Origin of the sequence: Pararhodobacter zhoushanensis, assembly GCF_025949695.1 — a bacterium.
Lineage (GTDB): Bacteria > Pseudomonadota > Alphaproteobacteria > Rhodobacterales > Rhodobacteraceae > Pararhodobacter > Pararhodobacter zhoushanensis_A.
Genome location: NZ_JAPDFL010000001.1, coordinates 2,999,546 through 3,016,791 on the forward strand (window position 1 = coordinate 2,999,546; position 17,246 = coordinate 3,016,791).

Annotated in this window: 19 protein-coding genes; 8 read left to right on the forward strand and 11 right to left on the reverse strand. The window is 65.3% G+C overall.

Annotated features, from left to right (window positions below; genetic code table 11):
- Positions 1-70: 70 nt before the first annotated feature.
- Positions 71-277 carry a YgaP family membrane protein gene (locus OKW52_RS15020; RefSeq protein WP_264506427.1) on the forward strand — a complete coding sequence of 69 codons (207 nt, stop codon included), beginning with the start codon at positions 71-73 and terminating at the stop codon, positions 275-277.
- An 87-nt stretch (positions 278-364) separates the two neighbouring features.
- On the opposite strand, the gene OKW52_RS15025 is transcribed toward OKW52_RS15020, so the two are convergent.
- The gene (locus tag OKW52_RS15025; RefSeq protein ID WP_264507718.1) at positions 365-2,218 is read right to left on the reverse strand and encodes an ABCB family ABC transporter ATP-binding protein/permease; all 1,854 of its coding nucleotides are present in this window, start codon (positions 2,216-2,218) and stop codon (positions 365-367) included.
- A 101-nt stretch (positions 2,219-2,319) separates the two neighbouring features.
- Entirely contained in the window at positions 2,320-4,341 is a 2,022-nt protein-coding gene (locus OKW52_RS15030) for a LysM peptidoglycan-binding domain-containing protein (protein WP_264506428.1), read from the reverse strand.
- Positions 4,342-4,446: 105 nt separating this feature from the next.
- Here OKW52_RS15030 and OKW52_RS15035 point away from each other — a divergent pair, with 105 nt between their 5' ends.
- Positions 4,447-5,007, forward strand: a complete 561-nt coding sequence (locus OKW52_RS15035; protein ID WP_264506429.1) for an LOG family protein — start codon at positions 4,447-4,449, stop codon at positions 5,005-5,007.
- 112 nt (positions 5,008-5,119) lie between these two features.
- On the opposite strand, the gene OKW52_RS15040 is transcribed toward OKW52_RS15035, so the two are convergent.
- Together OKW52_RS15040 and OKW52_RS15045 are read right to left on the reverse strand one after the other, a co-directional pair.
- Positions 5,120-5,290: a hypothetical protein gene (locus OKW52_RS15040; RefSeq protein WP_264506430.1), complete on the reverse strand. Its 171-nt coding sequence runs from the start codon at positions 5,288-5,290 to the stop codon at positions 5,120-5,122.
- Between the two features lie 361 nt (positions 5,291-5,651).
- Positions 5,652-6,248 carry a TetR/AcrR family transcriptional regulator gene (locus tag OKW52_RS15045; RefSeq protein ID WP_264506431.1) on the reverse strand — a complete coding sequence of 199 codons (597 nt, stop codon included), beginning with the start codon at positions 6,246-6,248 and terminating at the stop codon, positions 5,652-5,654.
- A gap of 177 nt (positions 6,249-6,425) precedes the next feature.
- Here OKW52_RS15045 and OKW52_RS15050 point away from each other — a divergent pair, with 177 nt between their 5' ends.
- On the forward strand, positions 6,426-6,818 hold the full coding sequence (locus OKW52_RS15050; protein WP_264506432.1) for a RidA family protein: 393 nt from the start codon (positions 6,426-6,428) through the stop codon (positions 6,816-6,818).
- Between the two features lie 126 nt (positions 6,819-6,944).
- Here the strand turns inward: OKW52_RS15050 and gatB are convergent, their stop codons facing one another.
- A complete protein-coding gene (gatB, locus tag OKW52_RS15055) occupies positions 6,945-8,456 on the reverse strand; it encodes an Asp-tRNA(Asn)/Glu-tRNA(Gln) amidotransferase subunit GatB (RefSeq protein ID WP_264506433.1) in 1,512 nt (503 codons plus the stop codon).
- A 410-nt stretch (positions 8,457-8,866) separates the two neighbouring features.
- Here gatB and OKW52_RS15060 point away from each other — a divergent pair, with 410 nt between their 5' ends.
- The gene (locus OKW52_RS15060) at positions 8,867-9,442 is read left to right on the forward strand and encodes a lytic transglycosylase domain-containing protein (protein WP_127107439.1); all 576 of its coding nucleotides are present in this window, start codon (positions 8,867-8,869) and stop codon (positions 9,440-9,442) included.
- Between the two features lie 5 nt (positions 9,443-9,447).
- Here OKW52_RS15060 and OKW52_RS15065 read toward each other — a convergent pair whose 3' ends face one another.
- Positions 9,448-9,984 carry a YbjN domain-containing protein gene (locus OKW52_RS15065; protein WP_264506434.1) on the reverse strand — a complete coding sequence of 179 codons (537 nt, stop codon included), beginning with the start codon at positions 9,982-9,984 and terminating at the stop codon, positions 9,448-9,450.
- 223 nt (positions 9,985-10,207) lie between these two features.
- On the opposite strand from OKW52_RS15065, the gene OKW52_RS15070 reads away from it, so the two are divergent.
- Positions 10,208-10,681 (forward strand): DUF4177 domain-containing protein, encoded by a 474-nt coding sequence (locus OKW52_RS15070; protein ID WP_264506435.1) that lies wholly within the window; start codon positions 10,208-10,210, stop codon positions 10,679-10,681.
- Between the two features lie 161 nt (positions 10,682-10,842).
- The gene (locus OKW52_RS15075) at positions 10,843-11,478 is read left to right on the forward strand and encodes a J domain-containing protein (protein WP_264506436.1); all 636 of its coding nucleotides are present in this window, start codon (positions 10,843-10,845) and stop codon (positions 11,476-11,478) included.
- A gap of 223 nt (positions 11,479-11,701) precedes the next feature.
- Here the strand turns inward: OKW52_RS15075 and OKW52_RS15080 are convergent, their stop codons facing one another.
- The 4 genes from OKW52_RS15080 to OKW52_RS15095 are packed head-to-tail and all read right to left on the reverse strand — an operon-like array spanning position 11,702 to position 13,934.
- On the reverse strand, positions 11,702-12,124 hold the full coding sequence (locus tag OKW52_RS15080) for a TIGR01244 family sulfur transferase (protein ID WP_264506437.1): 423 nt from the start codon (positions 12,122-12,124) through the stop codon (positions 11,702-11,704).
- Between the two features lie 19 nt (positions 12,125-12,143).
- Positions 12,144-12,584, reverse strand: a complete 441-nt coding sequence (locus OKW52_RS15085; protein ID WP_264506438.1) for a DUF6691 family protein — start codon at positions 12,582-12,584, stop codon at positions 12,144-12,146.
- A gap of 1 nt (position 12,585) precedes the next feature.
- The gene (locus OKW52_RS15090) at positions 12,586-13,014 is read right to left on the reverse strand and encodes a YeeE/YedE family protein (RefSeq protein ID WP_264506439.1); all 429 of its coding nucleotides are present in this window, start codon (positions 13,012-13,014) and stop codon (positions 12,586-12,588) included.
- Positions 13,015-13,070: 56 nt separating this feature from the next.
- Complete coding sequence (locus OKW52_RS15095) at positions 13,071-13,934, reverse strand: MBL fold metallo-hydrolase (protein ID WP_264506440.1); 864 nt, start codon at positions 13,932-13,934, stop codon at positions 13,071-13,073.
- A 205-nt stretch (positions 13,935-14,139) separates the two neighbouring features.
- On the opposite strand from OKW52_RS15095, the gene OKW52_RS15100 reads away from it, so the two are divergent.
- Entirely contained in the window at positions 14,140-14,472 is a 333-nt protein-coding gene (locus tag OKW52_RS15100; protein ID WP_264506441.1) for a TraR/DksA family transcriptional regulator, read from the forward strand.
- A 122-nt stretch (positions 14,473-14,594) separates the two neighbouring features.
- Entirely contained in the window at positions 14,595-16,433 is a 1,839-nt protein-coding gene (locus OKW52_RS15105) for an enoyl-CoA hydratase-related protein (protein WP_264506442.1), read from the forward strand.
- A gap of 340 nt (positions 16,434-16,773) precedes the next feature.
- Here OKW52_RS15105 and OKW52_RS15110 read toward each other — a convergent pair whose 3' ends face one another.
- The gene (locus OKW52_RS15110; protein WP_264506443.1) at positions 16,774-17,244 is read right to left on the reverse strand and encodes a DNA polymerase III subunit chi; all 471 of its coding nucleotides are present in this window, start codon (positions 17,242-17,244) and stop codon (positions 16,774-16,776) included.
- Positions 17,245-17,246 lie beyond the last annotated feature (2 nt).

A 17,246-nucleotide genomic window follows, 5' to 3' on the forward strand; every position in this document is an offset into this window, starting at 1 on the left:
TCAGGTCACAGACCCGCTGCGGTCAGCGGTGCTATTTTCGATGTGGCACAAATCTGGAAAGGGTTTCCCCATGTTCTCGCGCAATGTCGGCACAATCGACCGCGGTCTTCGCATCGTCCTGGGTCTGGCCCTGCTGGCCGGGTTCTTCCTGAACCCCGACGCCAGCCTGCGCTGGCTGTATCTGGTGGGGATCATCCCGCTGGTCACCGGGTTGATGGGCACCTGCCCGCTCTACCGGATATTCGGCGTCTCGACCTGCCCGATTTCGCGCAGCTGACCCACAAAGCGCCGGAGGGGCAAAGCCCCGACACGCCGCGCGAAGGCTCCCCTTGCGGGGGCCTGAGCGCGGCGTTTTCGCGCCCGCTCAGAGCGGGGTGCTCACGCTGACATGCGAGCTGCCCTCATGCGACTGGCGCGCCCACATCGCCGCATAGCGCTGCCCCAGCGCCAGAAGCTGCGCATGGGTGCCCTCTTCGATCACCTCGCCCGCCTCCAGCACCACGATCCGGTCGGCATCGACCACCGTGGACAACCGGTGCGCGATGGTGATCACCGTGCGCCCCTTGCCCATCGCGGCCAGCGCGTCCTGAATGTCATGCTCGGTCTGCGTATCCAGCGCCGAGGTCGCCTCATCCAGCAGCAGGATCGCCGGGTTCTTCAGCAGCGTCCGGGCAATCCCCACCCGCTGCTTTTCGCCGCCCGACAGCTTCAACCCGCGCTCGCCGACCTGCGTTTCATAACCCTGCGGCAAGCTGATGATGAAGTCATGGATCCTGGCCGAGCGCGCCGCCGCCTCGACCTCGTCGCGCGTCGCGTGGTCCTTGCCATAGGCGATGTTGTAATAGATCGTATCGTTGAACAGCACGGTATCCTGCGGCACCACGCCAATCGCCGCGTGCAAGCTGTCCAGCGTCACGTCGCGCACATCCTGCCCGTCGATGGTCAGCGCCCCGCCGCTCACGTCATAAAAGCGGAACAACAGCCGCCCGATGGTCGATTTGCCGCTGCCCGAATGCCCGACCAGCGCGACGGTCTGCCCGGCGGGCACGTCGATGCTCACGCCTTTCAGGATCGCGCGCTCGGTCTCATAGGAAAATGTCACATCGTCCAGCCGCACATGCCCACCGGCCAGCCGCAGCGGTACAGCACCGGGTTTCTCGACCACATCGGGCGCCTGATTGAGCAGCCCGAACATCTGCCCCATATCGACCAGCGCCTGCCGGATCTCGCGGTACACCGTGCCCAGAAAGTTCAGCGGCATGGTGATCTGGATCATGTAGGCGTTGACCATGACGAAATCGCCCACGGTCAGCGTGTTGTTCTGCACCCCGATGGCCGCCATCACCATGACCACCACCAACCCGGTGGTGATCAGCGCGGCCTGCCCGAAGTTGAGCAGCGTCAGCGAATAGGCGGTACGCAAAGCGGCGCTCTCGTACCCTTCCATCGCCCTGTCATAGCGTTGCGCCTCGCGGTTCTCGGCGTTGAAATACTTGACGGTTTCAAAGTTGAGCAGGCTGTCGATGGCCTTCTGGTTGGCGTCGGTATCCTGCTCGTTCATCTCGCGCCGGATCTTCACCCGCCATTCGGTCACCGTGAAGGTGAACCAGACATAGAGCGCGATGGTGACCATGATCACCGTCAGATACCAGGCGTCGAACAGCACCAGCATGACGATGCCGATCATCAGCAGTTCCAGCACCAGCGGTCCGATGGAGAACAGCAGGAAGCGCAGCAGGAAATCGACGCCCTTCACCCCGCGCTCGATCACCCGGCTGAGGCCCCCGGTCTTGCGCGTCAGGTGATAGCGCAGGCTCAGGCGGTGGATATGCGTGAACGTCTCCAGCGCCAGTTGCCGCAGCGCACGTTGACCCACGGCAGCAAAGAACGCGTCGCGCAATTGCTGGAAGCCGTTGGTCATCAGCCGCGCCATGCCGTAGGCGATGGTCAGCCCCACCGCGCCGACGCCCACCAGCCACCCTGCATCGAGCGGGTTTGGCGCCAGCGCATCGACGGCGGCCTTGTAGATCATCGGCGTTCCCACCGCGATCAGCTTGGACGCCATCAGCGCCACCATTGCCAGCACGACGCGGATTTTCAGCCCGTTCTCGCCCTCGGGCCACAGATACGGCGCGACTTTGGCGATGGTCGAACGGCCCGAAGCCTCGGTTTCCAAAGGGTCGGAGGGCAGCGCGGTCGAGCTGGGACGGTTTCGCATACGGGACATTGGGCTCGCTGTCTGGGCTGGCGTGGGAGAGAGACGTAATCCCTTCACGCAGGCTTTACCAGCCTGACACAAGCGCCTTGTGCACCGGGGGCTTATTCCGTCGGCAAGGTAAAGATCTGCCCCGGGTAGATCAGATCGGGATCACGGATCTGGCTGCGGTTGGCGTTGTAGATGATGACATAGCGCTCCCCCTCGCCGTAACGCTCACGCGAGATATGCCACAGCGTGTTGCCCGGCTGCACGGTGATCAGTGACACCTGCGGCGCGGCAACGGTCGGCGGCGCGCTGGCCGGTGCCGTGGCGGTGACGCCCGGCGTCTGGGTTGCCACGACGGCGAGGGATGGCTCGGCAGGTGCCGCCTCAGGGGTTTCCTGCACGAGCGGCGTCGCCACGGGGGGCGTCACATCGGCGGCAGGCGCGTCGGATTCCTGCACACTCGCGGCAGCGGTGCTGGACGTGCTGGCCTCCGGCGCAGTCGTCGCGGCGCTCTCAACCGGGCGCGCGGCTCCGGGGGTCGCGACGGACGCCTCAGGCTCAACCGCCGCCGTCCTTGTCACGGGTTGCTCAACGGGCGCCGCCTGTTGCGCGCGGGCTTGCGCGGCGGCGACGATCTCAGGGGCTTCGCGCTGGAACGGGGTCTCAAAGCGCGAAACCACCCGCCCGTCAGTGCCGACCTGATCGACCCGCAACGTGTAGACGCCCGGATCAATCGACGGCAGGTCCGAAGCCCAATCGCCACTCTCGGCCTGCGCCACGGCGATGGGCCGGTTGTCCAGATAGATGCGCAGATTGGCGTCAGGATTGGCCCGCGCCGCGCGGCCTGCGATCTGCACATCCCCCGCCGAAGAATAGCTGATCGAGTCGATGATCACATTGTCCATCACACTGGGGGCGCGGTCCAGAACCGTGACCTGCCCGTCGCCGCGCAGCAAGAAGGCCGAGGGCATGCGGCTGGACTCGGGCGCACTCTCGGCACTGGCGACCATGGTCGGCTCAGAGGCAGCCTCGGGCGCGGTACGGTCCGGCACCGGCACAGGATCCGCTTGCGCAGGCTCGGCGCTGGCCACGGCCGTTTGAGCGGCCTGCGGCGTGTCAGCACCCGCTTCAGACGGCGCAGCGCCGGTCGGGCGCGTCGCGGCTTCTGCCGAGGCGACCTCTTGCGGCGCGGCCTCGGCCGGGTCAGCGGCAGGCACGCCCGGAACGGGTGCCTGCGCTGCCGGTTGGTCGTTAGTGGATTGATCCGCGTCGGACGCGATGCGCTGACCGTCGATGCCCGGCGCGCTGTCGTCTGGCGTGGCGCTTGCACTCTCGGTCCCTGCGACGGGGCTGCTCTGCAAACTCTCGGGCGCAGGAGTGTCAGTCGCGACCTCGGCCGCCGGTTCATCGCGGGCCGGGGGTGCCGACGGTTCCGCTTCAAGCGCGGAGGCCACCTCGACCGGTGCGGGCTCTGTCGCCGCCTCTTCGGAAACGCCCTGCGCCTGCACTGCCGCGGCACCGGCGCTGGCCGGGTCCGCAGCCTCACCGGAGGTCGCGACGTCTGACAGGGCGGTCAAAGGCTCGGCTTGGGATTCGGTCGTGGGCAGACCGTCAACCGCAGTTTGCTGTCCCACCGCATCCGCTGCCGGCTGATCGACTGCCGCGATCTGCACCGGCATGTCTGCCGGACGCGGGGTCAGGATCACCGTATCCTCGCCGACAATCACCTGCCCCGCAGCATCGAGCATCTCAAGCGTCATGACCTGCGGCACGTCCGACGGCTCCAGCGAAAAGATCGCCACGAACTGCCCGGCTGAATCCGCCGAGGTCTGCGCCCGTTCGACACCATCGACCCGCAGGACCACCGCCGCACCCGGCGCTGCCGATCCGGCCACCAGCGCCGCGCCGTCGCGTGCGACGCGCACGACGCCAAAACCGGGGGGAACGGGGGCGACAACGGGCGGCTCTTCGGCCACCGGCGGCGTGCTTGGCTCGGGCGCAACCGAGGGGGTGGCCGGCGTCGCGTCCGGCGCAACAGCGACCCGATCGTCCTGCATGCCCATGGCCAGCCACACGGCAACCGCGCTGCCTGCGACCAGTGTACCACTGCCCAGGATCCATACCAGGTAACGCGACATCAACCTTGTCTCCCCGTGTCGGGACCGCTCTTGTTCCCTTCATACAACGCCCGTATCTATGGGTGAACACTTATTCTTGCCCCAAGGTCTTGCGAAAGGACACCCATGCCAGCCTTCCCTCCCTCGGTCTGCGTGTTCTGCGGCTCGCGGCCCGGCAACGATCCCGCCATGATGCAGGCCGCCCATGATACCGGCACGATGCTGGCGCGGCGCGGGTGGCGGCTGGTCTATGGCGCGGGCGATATCGGGCTGATGGGCGAGACGGCGCGCACGACGCAAGCGGCGGGCGGCAAGACCTTCGGGGTAATCCCGACGCATCTGATGCAGGGCGAGGTGGCGCGGGCCGATCTGGATACGCTGGTGATCACCGAGACGATGCACGAGCGCAAGAAGGTGATGTTCGCCAACTCGCACGCGATTGTCGTGCTGCCGGGCGGTGCGGGCACGCTGGACGAGTTCTTCGAGGTCGTCACCTGGGCGCAGATCGGGCTGCACAAGAAACCGGTGGTGCTGGTGGATCAGAACGGGTTCTGGCAGCCACTGATGGCGCTGGTCGAGCATGTGATCGCGCAGGGCTTCGCGCCGGATTTTCTGCGCGATCTGATCACCGTGGTGCCGGATGTGGCGATGCTGGAGGTCGCTCTGGCGGCCTATCTGCCTGCGTAACGCCGGGTGTCCCTTGATGGGACATTTTGAAAACTAAGCAAAATCAACGGATAAAGGGCGGGGATTAACCCGCCCTTTACCAATACAGCACCTGACGCGTGGCTTGGCGCGATCAGACCCGCTTGAGCAAGCAGCCGCCCGCCAGCACGACATAGCCCGCAACAACGATCCAGAACGCGGAAACCGGCAAGGCCGGGATGACCGCCAGCGCGACAAGCACGCCGATGAGTGTGAGGGCGAGGGAAATCAGAAAAATGACTTGGGTCGGCGCGCTGAGTTTCATGAGACACCTGTGACTGGGGGAATGGCCCGGAGCCTTGGACTGCGACGGAGCCTGCCTGCGCGATCCATACCGCGCGACACGGAAACGCTAGAGCGGATGCGGTGGGATAACAAGGCAGCGTCGAACGTGGCGGCGCAGCGTCTACAGCTCTATCGAGACAGCCCTCATTGGGTCGAGACGGTCAGGGTTGGCGACCAATCACCCGCCGTCAAAGCCGGGTTACGTTTCACCGCCGGTGAATGACCTGACGCATGCTCAAGCCGTGACGTGTCGGTTCGACAGCGCCATTCGCATGTGTATCGTGTTGATCAGGACGGCTGATGAACGCCGAAAGCTGCCATTTGCGCCAGAGTTTGCCTTTTCATCGCCGAGCAACCAGCAATCCTTCGGCGAGCACGCAGAACGCGAGCTTCGCCTTTGGCAGCGTTTGCGACGGATTTTCACTGGCCGCGACCCAAAGTGCCGCGTTGAGGGCGGCACCGTTGAGCAGCCGCGATGCGGCCTCGATATCGACGGGTCGGATGATACCGTCGGCCAGCAGTTGCGTGACGGCCTCGCGGGTGGCCTCAAGGCAGCGGTTCTGGCTGGGCCATTGGGATGGGTCGCCAAGGAAAGCGGGTCCATCAAGCAACACGATGCGCTGAACCTCGGGATCGAGCGCCATCTCGATATAGGCCGCACCTTCGGCCAGCAATCCGTCCCACAATGTTGCAGACGAGTCGGCCTGACGTCGCGCATGCGCTGCCATTTCCGCGTCGATCTGATCCACGACGGCCGCCAGAAGCCCCCGTTTATCGCCAAAATTGTGATACAGCGCGCCGCGCGTCAGCCCGGCAGCAGCGGTCAGGTCGTCCATCGACGTCGCGGAAAATCCCTTTTCAGCGAAGGCTTTACGCGCCGATTCCATCAGCTTTGTCCGGGTTTCTTCCATCATCGCGGCCCGTGTTCTTGCGGCCATTCGCGCCTCCCTTTGGCATACGGAGCGTATGTGTGTTGACATACGCACCGTATGCCAGCAGAAATAACATACGACTTGTATGTCAGATCTCACCCCTCACGGTAAGCCCAATGCGCCCTGCATTGGCGCTTCTCTCGATCCACGCATGCCCGAAACAATCGGGCAGAAAGGCCTGTCATGGCACAGAGCGAACCCATCTTTCCGAAAAACCGCCACGCACTTTATGAGGCCCACGGGTATTCCGCAGCAATCCGCTCTGGTGATCTGTTGTTCATATCCGGGCAGGTCGGCAGCCGCGAGGACGGCACCCCCGAGCCGAGCTATGCCGCGCAGGTGTCGCGGGCCTTCGCCAATCTCGAAGCCGTGCTGTCGGCGGCCGGGTGCGGCTTTGCGGATATCATCGACGTCACCAGCTTTCACACCGACCCCGACGCACAGTTCGCAGCGTTCATGGCGGAAAAGCAGCGTGTATTTCCGACGGCACCCTATCCGAACTGGACCGCCATAGGCGTCAACTGGCTTGCGGGATTTGACTTTGAGATCAAGGTTATAGCCCGCATTCCCTCGTAAGAGAGCTTGGTCGGGCGTGATCACCTTGCGCCCGGCACTGCGCACAATGCCGGGGGTGACACTGAACCGGCATGAGGCCCGCCGCGCAGGCAGATACAGACAGCGGCGCGCCCCAAAACCGGGGCCTTACAGCCCCAGCTTCGCCATCACCAGCGCGTTGACCGCCGCCGGGTTGGCCTTGCCGCCGGTCGATTTCATCACCTGACCGACGAACCAGCCCGCCAGTTTCGGGTTCTGCTTGGCCTTTTCGACCTGCGCCGGGTTGGCGGCGATGATCTCGTCGACCGCGGCTTCAATCGCGCCGGTGTCGGTGACCTGCTTCATGCCGCGGTCTTCAACGATCTGCGCCGGGTCGCCGCCTTCCGTCCACAGGATCTCGAACAGATCCTTGGCCAGTTTGCCCGAAATGACCTGGCTGCTGATCAGATCGACCACGCCGCCCAGCTGCTGCGCCGAAACGGGGCTGGCGTCGATGCTCAGGCCCTCTTTGTTGAGCCGCCCGAACAGCTCGTTGATCACCCAGTTGGCGGCAATCTTGCCGTCACGGCCCTTGGCCACGGCCTCGAAGAAACCGGCGTGCTCCAGCTCGGCGGTCAGGACATTGGCGTCATAGTCGGTCAGGCCGAAGTCAGCCATGAAACGGGTTTTCTTGGCGTCCGGCAGCTCGGGCATGGTGGCTTCGATATCATCGACCCAGCCCTGTTCGATCTCCAAAGGCAGCAGGTCGGGATCGGGGAAGTAGCGATAATCCTGCGCCTCTTCCTTGGAACGCATCGAGCGCGTCTCGCCCTTGTCGGGATCGTAGAGCCGGGTTTCCTGATCGACTTTGCCGCCATCCTCAAGGATGGCGATCTGGCGACGGGCTTCATAATCAATGGCTTGCTGGATGAAACGCATCGAGTTCATGTTCTTGATCTCGCAGCGCGTGCCCAGATGGCCGAAGTCCTGCGTCGCCTGATATTTCTCATACTGGCCCGGACGGCAGACCGACACGTTCACATCAGCCCGCAGGTTGCCGTTCTGCATGTTGCCGTCGCAGGTGCCCAAGTACCGCAGGATCTGGCGCAGTTTGAGCACATAGGCGGCGGCCTCTTCCGGTCCGCGGATATCGGGGCGCGAGACGATCTCCATCAGCGGCACGCCGGTACGGTTGATGTCGATGAAGGACATGTTCGGGTCCATGTCATGGATCGACTTGCCCGCGTCCTGCTCGACATGGATACGCTCGATGCGCACCAGCCGCGCGACACCCGCGCCCAGCTCGACCAGCACTTCGCCCTCACCGACGATGGGGTGATAGAGCTGGCTGATCTGATAGCCCTGCGGGTTGTCGGGGTAGAAATAGTTCTTGCGGTCAAAGGCCGAGCGCAGGTTGATCTGCGCCTTCAGGCCCAGCCCGGTACGGACCGCCTGCTCAAGGCAGAATTCATTGACCACCGGCAGCATGCCCGGCATCGCCGCATCCACGAAAGACACGTTCGAGTTCGGCTCGGCGCCGAAGGTGGTCGAGGCGCCCGAGAACAGCTTGGCCTGCGTCGAAATCTGCGCGTGGATCTCCATGCCGATGACCAGTTCCCAGTCGCCGGTGGCACCGGAAATCACTTTGGGCTTGGGGGCTTCGTAGCTGAGATCGAGCATGGGGTCCGTCCTTGGCAATCACGGTCCCGGTTCTAGTGCGCCTTGCCCGCAGTGAAAAGCGGTTTTCGGCACGGGCTGCCCGGCTTTGGGCCGAAACGCGGGCCCAGATCACCAACGGCGCTGGCGCGGGTTGTGTCGGTGCGCGCGCTTGACCAAGGCCGGATCAATCAGCGCGGACCGTTCGCCACCGGCCCCGCGTCGAACAGCGGGTCAGACCCAACGGTCTGCAAATTGGCTGTCGGCCGGTAAGGTGGTCGACCCCGCCCTGCGCCCCGAAGGCTGCCAAATCAGCATGCGGCGGATATCCGCCCGGCGCGTTTCCGCGCAGGCGCGGGCGTCAATCCCTGCCATGGATTGCGCAGAATCGGGTGGCGGCGCATGAGAGACGCCAGCAAACACTGGATCCTTTGATGCGCCTCGCCCTTCTCGCCCTGCCTTTTGTCGCCGCGTGCGCTGCACTGCCGGCCGACCAGACCACGCCCGAAGTCGCCGCCCGCTGGAACCACCGCCCTGAGGCGGCCGTATGGAACGCCGCCATGATCGAGGCCCTGTTGACCGATGGCAGCGCCATGGTCGTGTCGGTGCCCGACGACATCGACAGCTTTTGCCCCGGGTATGCCGATGCCACCCCCAGCCAGCGCGCGGGCTTTTATGTCGCGTTCTTCTCGGGACTGGCGCGGTTTGAAAGCACGTGGAACCCGCGTGCCTCGGGCGGCGGCGGCGCGTATCACGGCTTGCTGCAGATCTCACCGGCCACGGCGCGTTATCATGGCTGCGCGTTGCCGGAAGACGGCCTGTATGATGGCGCGGCCAATCTGAGCTGTGCTGTGCGCATTGCCACGTCGGCGGTGTCGCGCGACGGTGTGCTGGTAACGGATCGCGGCGGGGTCGCTGCCGACTGGCCGCCGCTGCGCGATCCCGCGAAACGCCGCGAGATCGCCGAGTTCACCCGCGCCCTGCCCCAATGCGCATCGCAAGAAAGCTGAGCGGCTTACTTGTCGCGTGACGGGGAGTTGGGCGACTGACCGCCGCCCTGGGTGGCGAAGCCGGGCTCGACGACTTCCTCGCGGAACTGCCGCATCACGGTACGCCACCATTGGACGGAATCGTCGAAATTGGCCGCCGGGACACCATGCGCAAGGTTCACGTCCCATTCGATCGTCGCATTGCCGCGACTGTCCAGATAGGCCGATGAAAAGCGCCTGTCCTGGTTCCACCGGTTCATCGCGTCCACGGTATGCGCGCCGTTGGACTCCCACCAGGCGCGAAACTGGACCGAGTTGCAGTTCTGGTTCTGATCGTTGCAGTTCAGAAACGAGATCGAATAAACCGTGTCATCCATCTCGCCGCGCAGCCAGACACCTGCGTCGTCTTCGCGCCGGTCAATCGTGCCGTAGACGGCAGCGATCTGGGTAATCCGGGCAACATCAGAGCCGGTCACGACACCGGTCAGCGGCTGCTGCGCCAACGCAGGCGCGGTCAGAAGAACGGCGAAAACCGCCGAAGCCGTCAAAGCTCGAACAGACATAGTGATAATCCCTCCGCGTAAAATCGCCGGGTCACGCTAGCATCGGCCCGGTTGAGCTGACAATCACATGGCTGTGGCCACGGTGAAATAATCTGCGCAGAGCCCGCGCATCGCTGGTATCACCACGCAGGCCGGGCAAGCGGCGGTCAGCCGGTCCGGTCAGGCGCAGCTTGCAAATCCGACCTGTTTGCCGCACAACGCCCAAAACCTTTCGGAACACCCAATGCTCGAATACAAGGTCGTCCCCGCGCCAGTGCGCGCGGTGAAATCCAAAGGTCTCAAGACCACCGCAGACCGCTTTGCCAACACGCTGGCCGAGCGGATCAATGCCGAGGCCGCCGGTGGCTGGCAGTTTCTGCGCACGGAATCGCTGCCCTGCGAAGAACGCTCGCGCTTTGGCGCGGCGCGGGTCTCGCAACAGGTGGTGATGGTGTTTGCCCGCGAACTGGGCGCTGCCCGGCCCGATGCCGGTGCCGCGCTGGCTGCGGCGCAAGAGGCCGTGCAAAGCGACGAGCCGCGTGAGGCGCCCGCACGCCTCAAACTGGAACCGCGCCGCGAACCGGTGCCGGAACCCGCCGCCCGCCGTCAGGAACCGCTGTTCCGCTCAGGCGCGATGCTGCGCGCTGACGCGGCGCAACGCCCCGAACCTGTGCTGCGCCCGCTCAACACGGCAGACGAGACCGGCACCGCTGACTGAAACGCGGCGCTGGCGATCAGGCGTGCCGATGCGATTGCATGCGATCGGTTTGCCCGCAGCCCTTTCCTTTTGCAGTTGCAAACAGGTACACTAACGCCTCCGACTCGCAGGCCGGTCATTCTGACCCCTGCGGCGGCACCAGACATACCATCGGCAGGCTTATGACTCGCGATCCTTTCAACTTTGATATCCGCGCTTCGACAGACAAGGCCAAGCGCACCAAGGGTCGGCGCGGGATGTCCGGCGCGGTCGAAACCTCGGCCCGGCTGTGTCAGCACCCGGGCTGCGGTCTGCCGGGCAAGTACCGCGCACCACGCTCGCCCGACGCGCTGGATGACTACCTGTGGTTCTGCAAGGACCACGTGCGCGAGTATAACCTGAAGTGGAACTTCTTCTCGGGCCAGACCGAGAGCGAAATGCAAGACACCATGGAACGCGACCGCGTCTGGGGCCGTGCCTCCAAGCCGTTTGACAACGGCGACGCGCGCGACTGGTCGCGTCATGGCATCGACGATCCGTTTCAGGTGCTGGGTGACAAGGCGACCCAGCGCCGGCCCGAAGGCAGCAACCGACCGCACGGGGCGACGCGCAAACTGCCAGCTACAGAACGCAAGGCGCTGGAAGTGCTGGATGCGCGCGACACCTGGAGCCGCGCCGAAATCCGCAAGCAGTACAAGAGCTTGGTCAAGGACCTGCACCCCGACCTCAACGGCGGCAACCGCGCGGATGAGGAACGCCTGCAAGAGGTCGTCTGGGCCTGGGACCAGATCAAGGAAAGCCGCAGCTTCCGCGAGTGAGCGGCGCGCTGGTGGCGACGTAAAAAAGGGGGGCTTTCAGCCCCCTCTTCGCGTGTCGCGAATTCACCCCCCGAGGATATTTAGAGCATAAAGTTGCGGCTTAACGGAGCGTTAACCTTAACCAACTTTATGCCTGAAATATCCCGGGGGCGGGCCGGCACGGCCCGGCGGGGGCAGCGCCCCCGATCGGCGCGAAGGGGCTCGATGCCCCTGAGCGCCGCGCCTACCCGTTCGCCAGCCGGTCGATCAGTTCGCGGAATTGCCCAAGCTGGTAGCCGTATTGCGCAGGCGTCGCGATCAGGTCATTCGTCGGTTGCCGCCCGGCGTTGGCCAACGCCCAGACAACCGACGACCGGTTGCCCGACGCGCAATAGGCCAGCACCTTGCCACCGGCATCGATCGCCTCGCGTTGCGCCTCGACATTCTCCATGGTCAGCGCGCCGCCCACCACCGGGTTGACCACGAACGCCATCCCCGCCGTTTCGACCGCGCGGCGCAGGGCCTCGGCGTGCAGATCGGGCGGGTTCTCGCCATCGGGGCGGTTGCAGATCACCGTGGTGTAGCCGGCGGCGGCAATGACCGGGATATCCTCAGGCAGGATTTGCGGGGTGACGCTGTAGCTGTCGGTCAGCGGACGGATGTCCATAAGGGCGGCTCCTGGCTTGTTAGCGGATCGCTGCGGCGACGGCGGTGACACGCGTGCGCACGGCGGGTGCAAGCAACATACCGGCGAGCATCGCGGCAAGGAAGACCAAACCGCCGATCCCGCCCCAGCTGATCGAGGCAATGGCCGGCCCCGGGCACAGCCCCACCAGCCCCCAGCCCGCGCCGAACATCAGCGAGCCGATCACCAGAGTGCCGTCGATCTCGGTGCCCGGTTTGCCCGGGATCGGGCTGCCCAGCAGCGATTTCGCCCGCCGTGACGCGATATTCCACGCGACAGCCATCGGCAGGATCGCCCCGCCCAGCACAAAGGCCAGCGTCGGGTCCCAGTCACCGAAAATGTCCAGCCAGCCCTGCACCTTGTCGGTGTTGGTCATGCCCGAAATCAGTAGGCCCGTGCCGAACAGCCCGCCTGCGAAGAGAGAAAAGAGATTGCGCATCATGTCAGATCACCGAAAGCCAATGGCGGAAGACGATCACGGACAACCCGCCCGCGATGAGATAGAATACCGTCGCGATGATCCCGCGCATCGACAGGCGCGAGATACCGCAGACCCCGTGTCCTGAGGTACAGCCATTGGCCAGCCGCGTGCCGACGCCGACCAGCAGGCCTGCCGCGACGATGGCCGACAGGTTGGTGGTGATGTTGGTCTGCACAGGCTCGGCTGCGAAGCCGCGCACCAGCATCGGCACCAGTGCCAGACCCGCGATAAAGCTCAGCCGTTCGGCCCAGGTGCTCCAGCCCGAGCGGTCGACCAGACCGCCGATGATGCCCGACGCGCCCATGATCCGGCCGCTGCCCAGCAGATAGAACGACGCCGCAGCGCCGATCATGAGGCCCCCGACGAGGCCCCAGATCCAATCGATATCCATGGTTATCTTCCCGTTTCAGTGCCCGGTTCTTGTGCCGACCGGGCTGATCGTGACGCTCAAAGCCGGTTCATAGGCACCTTGATATAGCTCACACCATTGTCTTCCGGCGGCGGCATCTGCCCGGCGCGCATGTTCACCTGCAGCGACGGAATGATCAGCCGTGGCATCGCCAGCGTGGAATCGCGTTCCGTACGCATGGACACAAACGCCTCGGCGGGTTTGCCCGCGCCGACGTGAATGTTGAACGCCTTCTGTTCGGCAACGGTGGTTTCCCAGGCGTATTCGTCGCGTCCCGGTGCCTTGTAATCATGACCGACAAAGATCCGCGTCGCCTCGGGCAGCGCCAGGATCGTCTGGATCGACTCATAAAGCGTCTCGGCCGAGCCACCGGGGAAGTCACAGCGTGCCGTGCCGAAATCGGGCATGAACAGCGTGTCACCGACAAAGGCCGCATCGCCCACCACATAGGTCAGGCAGGCCGGCGTATGGCCCGGTGTGTGCAGCACATCGCCGCGCATCTGGCCAATGTGGAAACTGTCGCCATTCTTGAACAACCGGTCGAACTGCGAGCCGTCGCGCTGGAACTCGGTCCCCTCATTGAACACCTTGCCGAAGGTGTCCTGCACGACCCTGATGTTCTCACCGATACCGATCTTGCCCCCCAGCGCCTGCTGCAGATAGGGCGCTGCCGAGAGATGATCAGCATGGACATGGCTTTCGAGCAGCCATTCGACCTCGAACCCCTTCTCTTTGACAAAGGCGATCACCGTATCGGCCGAGCGGGTATCGGTCCGCCCCGAGGCATAGTCGAAATCAAGCACGGAATCGACGATGGCGCATTTGGTGCTGGACGGGTCGCGGACGACATAGGTGATGGTGAAGGTCGCTTCGTCGAAAAAGCCGTAAACTTCCGGTTGCATCGCGGTCTCCCTGCTCTGACTGTTGGGGGTAATATAGCAAACAAAAATCACATTGCAAGATTTGAATGTTTATTTTTCCCGGCGTGGCGAACCGACGCAGGGCACCCCGTCCGGGGCCATTTTTCCACGGGCGGGGTTGATATGGATCATGCTCGCCGCTGCCCTCCCCTCTTACACTGGCGTAACCCAGCAAAAGGAGGCCCCCGTGACCCAGTTGCCCGCCGATGACCTGCCGCGCCGCAAAGCCCAACTGATCGCCCGACTGGCCGAACTTGATCAGCGTCTGCATGGGATCGAGGATGAACTGCTCTCGCACCAGTCGCGTGACTGGGAAGAACTGGCCACCGAACGCGAAAACGATGAGGTTCTCACCTCGATCGGGGATGACGGACGCGCCGAGCTGCGCATGATCTTCGCGGCGCTCGCAAGGCTGGACGCAGGCAGCTACGGCGTTTGCGTGACCTGTGCCGCCCCCATCGCCGCCGAGCGGCTGGACCTGTTGCCTGCAACCCCGTTCTGCCGGGACTGCGCGCCCTAAGCCTCAACCAGTGCTGATGATTTTGGTGGCAGAGCCACCACACTATGCCTCAATTTGACCAGCAAGTCTTGTCAGCCTGCGTGCTCTTTCGTCTAATGACGAAACAGTAGCCAGGAGGCGTCGTGAACCGTCAACCCGCGACCGACAGTGATCCGAAGGCGGAACAAGGCCCTGTTGTCGCGCGTCGCAATAGAAACAGCGTCGCGGTGCTGGTCCTGAGCGGACCAGACGGCAATCGCATGGGCCCCGGCCTGATCGCAGCGCTGGACACCGCGGTGGCCGAGGCGCTGGCGGATACCGCCGTTCGCGCCATCGTTCTGACCTCCTCGGATGATTTCTGTCTGGGCCCCCATGACGACCTGCCCCCGCCGGGACCGGGCCGCCACAAGACCCCGGCCAGCCTTGCCGCGCTCGCCGCGCTGTGCACCCTGATCGAACGCGCGCCCAAACCCGTGGTCTGTGCCCTGCGCGGGCGTGTCTCGGGGGGCGGGCTGATTGTCGCGCTGGCGGCGGCGGGGCGCGTGTGCGGTCCCCGGGCGGTGTTCACCTGCCCCGAACTGCGCGCCGGGCGCGTGCCGCCTGCGGGCGGACCGGTACGGCTGGCGTGGCGCGTCGGTGCCGGCCCGGCGCTGCGCCTGATGAACGGCGCGGTGTGGTCGGCGGAGAAGGCACACAAAGCCGGTCTGATCGACGCCGTGCACAAGGAAGGGCTGTTGGCCGCCGCGATCACCCGCGCGCTGGCGCTGGCCGATGGCACCAGCGTTGCAGATCCGCGCCCCGGTCTGGCCGATGCGACCCGCTTCCGCACCGCCGTGGCCGAGGCCCGGGCCGCCCTGCCCGCGCCGTTTCTCAGCGCCTCGATGGCCGATCACTGGCTGGTCGACTGTATCGAAGCGGCGCAATTGCTGCCCCCCGAACAGGCGCTCGACTTTGCCGTCATCCGCGCCGCCGACGCCGCCCGCCGCCCCGAGGCCCGGGCCTTGGCCCATCTCGCACGGGCCGCGCGCCGTGCCCTGCACCCGGTCCCGCGCCCGGCCAGCGGCGCGGTCATCGTTGCGCTGGACAAGGAACAGGCCGCGCGGTGGGTGCCGGTGATGCTGCACGAAGGCGCGCCGGTGATCCTGATGGGACGCGACCGCGCTACCCTGGCCGATGCGCTGGAAACCGTCGCCGAGGCACAGCTGGATCTGGTCGAAGCGGGGCGCCTGACCGAGGCCGAGGCCGAAGCCGACTGGACCCGCGTCTCAGGCCGTCTGGCGCTGGAGCCGGATCAGCCCATCGGCGTGGCGCTGGCCGATGCGGCGCATATCGACTGGCTGGCGGCGCAACTGCCCGACACGGTGCCGCTCGCCTTGTGGTCACCGGCGGGCGAGCGGCACCCCCGCGCGGTCACTGTCGTGCCCGCGCCGACCCGCCCGACCCGGCTGTGCGAGATCGTCAGCAGCAAGGCGGCTGCCGTCGACGTAGTGGCCGGGCTGGCGTTGCAGATGCGGCTCACCCCGTTGCGCGCGCGCGGCGGGCCGCTTCTGGCCCCGTTGATCCGGGCAACGGCGCAGGCTGCCGCGCGTCTGCGGGCCGCCGGGGTCAGTGTGGGCGAGTTGACGGCGACAGGGATTGTCCCGCCGGGTCTGGATCAGGGCGCAGTCGCAGCCGAACGCGAACCCCTGCCGCTGCCCGTCGAGCGGCTGATCCTGCTGGCCGTGGTCAACGCGGCAGCCAGACTGCTGGAAGACGGGCATGCCGCGCGCCCTTCGGATGTGGATCTGGCGCTGGTCCTGGGGGCGGGCTGGCCGAACTGGCGCGGCGGTCCGCTGGCCGAAGCCGACGCGCTGGGGCCGATGGTCTTGCGGCACGAATTGCGCGCGGCGGCGGCGCTGGATGCCGAGCTCTGGACGCCAGAACCGATGCTGGACGAGATGATCCGACGCGGCTGGCGGTTTGAGGATCTAAATGCGGGTTAAGCGGTGTCCCACGATGGGACCGCTGACCGGGTTGATATTTTTCAAGGACTTACGCGCGGACGTTAATCCCTTCACAACAGTTTTCCGGCTGCGAACCAACGGTCGCCCGGCATCGCATCACGCGGGAACAGCGATTCACCTTCGGTAAATGTTTTGGCGGCAGGCTGGAGCGCAGCAGAGGTAAAGTCAGCAGAATCGCGCCATGAATCCCCTGAAGAAGAACACATGCCGGGCTTTTCTGTACGGGTTCCTGCACCGTATTGCGCGGATTCTGATCACAGCCAGCGCTCGCCTCAAAGATCAGAATTCCCTTTCTAACCATCGGCTTGCGCAGGGTTCTTCACTTCGGGTGCTTCGCCTTGCACTCCCACCGCCCGGACTCGCGGCTCCAGTACTCCGCCTCGACCCCCGCGCCGGTCAGGCTGCGCCACTGCGCCCGTGCGCGGACAACGGCGTCTTCGTCCGTGCCGTCAAAGACCACGCAAAGCCGCTCGACGGCCGCCGCCTCGCGTGCCGCCACCTCGGCCCCGTCAAGGGTCACCAGACATCCCGGCGTATTGGGCAACGCTTCGGCCGGGCGCGTATCCCAGACCAACAGGCACGGCTGGTCCGCGTCATGCGGACCGCCTGCCATGCCATGCGGCAGAAATCCGTCGCCCTGCCAGAGCGTGCGGTCCAGCGTCTCCATCCGCGCCTGATCGGTGCCCCGCACCGCAACGCGCAACCCGATCTCGATGGCCTTGCCGACCAGCACCGGCAGCAAGGCTTCAACCGGGTCGCGCGTCAGGTGGTAGAATTTGGCAACCGCCATGC

Bases quoted from the DNA above. Each gene is read 5' to 3' on its own strand.
- OKW52_RS15085 (WP_264506438.1), bottom strand. From the start codon at position 12,584: ATGATGCGCAATCTCTTTTCTCTCTTCGCAGGCGGGCTGTTCGGCACG.
- OKW52_RS15075 (WP_264506436.1), top strand. From the start codon at position 10,843: ATGACTCGCGATCCTTTCAACTTTGATATCCGCGCTTCGACAGACAAG.
- OKW52_RS15020 (WP_264506427.1), top strand. From the start codon at position 71: ATGTTCTCGCGCAATGTCGGCACAATCGACCGCGGTCTTCGCATCGTC.
- OKW52_RS15045 (WP_264506431.1), bottom strand. From the start codon at position 6,248: ATGGCCGCAAGAACACGGGCCGCGATGATGGAAGAAACCCGGACAAAG.
- OKW52_RS15065 (WP_264506434.1), bottom strand. From the start codon at position 9,984: ATGTCTGTTCGAGCTTTGACGGCTTCGGCGGTTTTCGCCGTTCTTCTG.
- OKW52_RS15070 (WP_264506435.1), top strand. From the start codon at position 10,208: ATGCTCGAATACAAGGTCGTCCCCGCGCCAGTGCGCGCGGTGAAATCC.
- OKW52_RS15080 (WP_264506437.1), bottom strand. From the start codon at position 12,124: ATGGACATCCGTCCGCTGACCGACAGCTACAGCGTCACCCCGCAAATC.
- gatB (WP_264506433.1), bottom strand. From the start codon at position 8,456: ATGCTCGATCTCAGCTACGAAGCCCCCAAGCCCAAAGTGATTTCCGGT.
- OKW52_RS15110 (WP_264506443.1), bottom strand. From the start codon at position 17,244: ATGGCGGTTGCCAAATTCTACCACCTGACGCGCGACCCGGTTGAAGCC.
- OKW52_RS15050 (WP_264506432.1), top strand. From the start codon at position 6,426: ATGGCACAGAGCGAACCCATCTTTCCGAAAAACCGCCACGCACTTTAT.
- OKW52_RS15035 (WP_264506429.1), top strand. From the start codon at position 4,447: ATGCCAGCCTTCCCTCCCTCGGTCTGCGTGTTCTGCGGCTCGCGGCCC.
- OKW52_RS15060 (WP_127107439.1), top strand. From the start codon at position 8,867: ATGCGCCTCGCCCTTCTCGCCCTGCCTTTTGTCGCCGCGTGCGCTGCA.
- OKW52_RS15030 (WP_264506428.1), bottom strand. From the start codon at position 4,341: ATGTCGCGTTACCTGGTATGGATCCTGGGCAGTGGTACACTGGTCGCA.
- OKW52_RS15090 (WP_264506439.1), bottom strand. From the start codon at position 13,014: ATGGATATCGATTGGATCTGGGGCCTCGTCGGGGGCCTCATGATCGGC.
- OKW52_RS15025 (WP_264507718.1), bottom strand. From the start codon at position 2,218: ATGCGAAACCGTCCCAGCTCGACCGCGCTGCCCTCCGACCCTTTGGAA.
- OKW52_RS15040 (WP_264506430.1), bottom strand. From the start codon at position 5,290: ATGAAACTCAGCGCGCCGACCCAAGTCATTTTTCTGATTTCCCTCGCC.
- OKW52_RS15095 (WP_264506440.1), bottom strand. From the start codon at position 13,934: ATGCAACCGGAAGTTTACGGCTTTTTCGACGAAGCGACCTTCACCATC.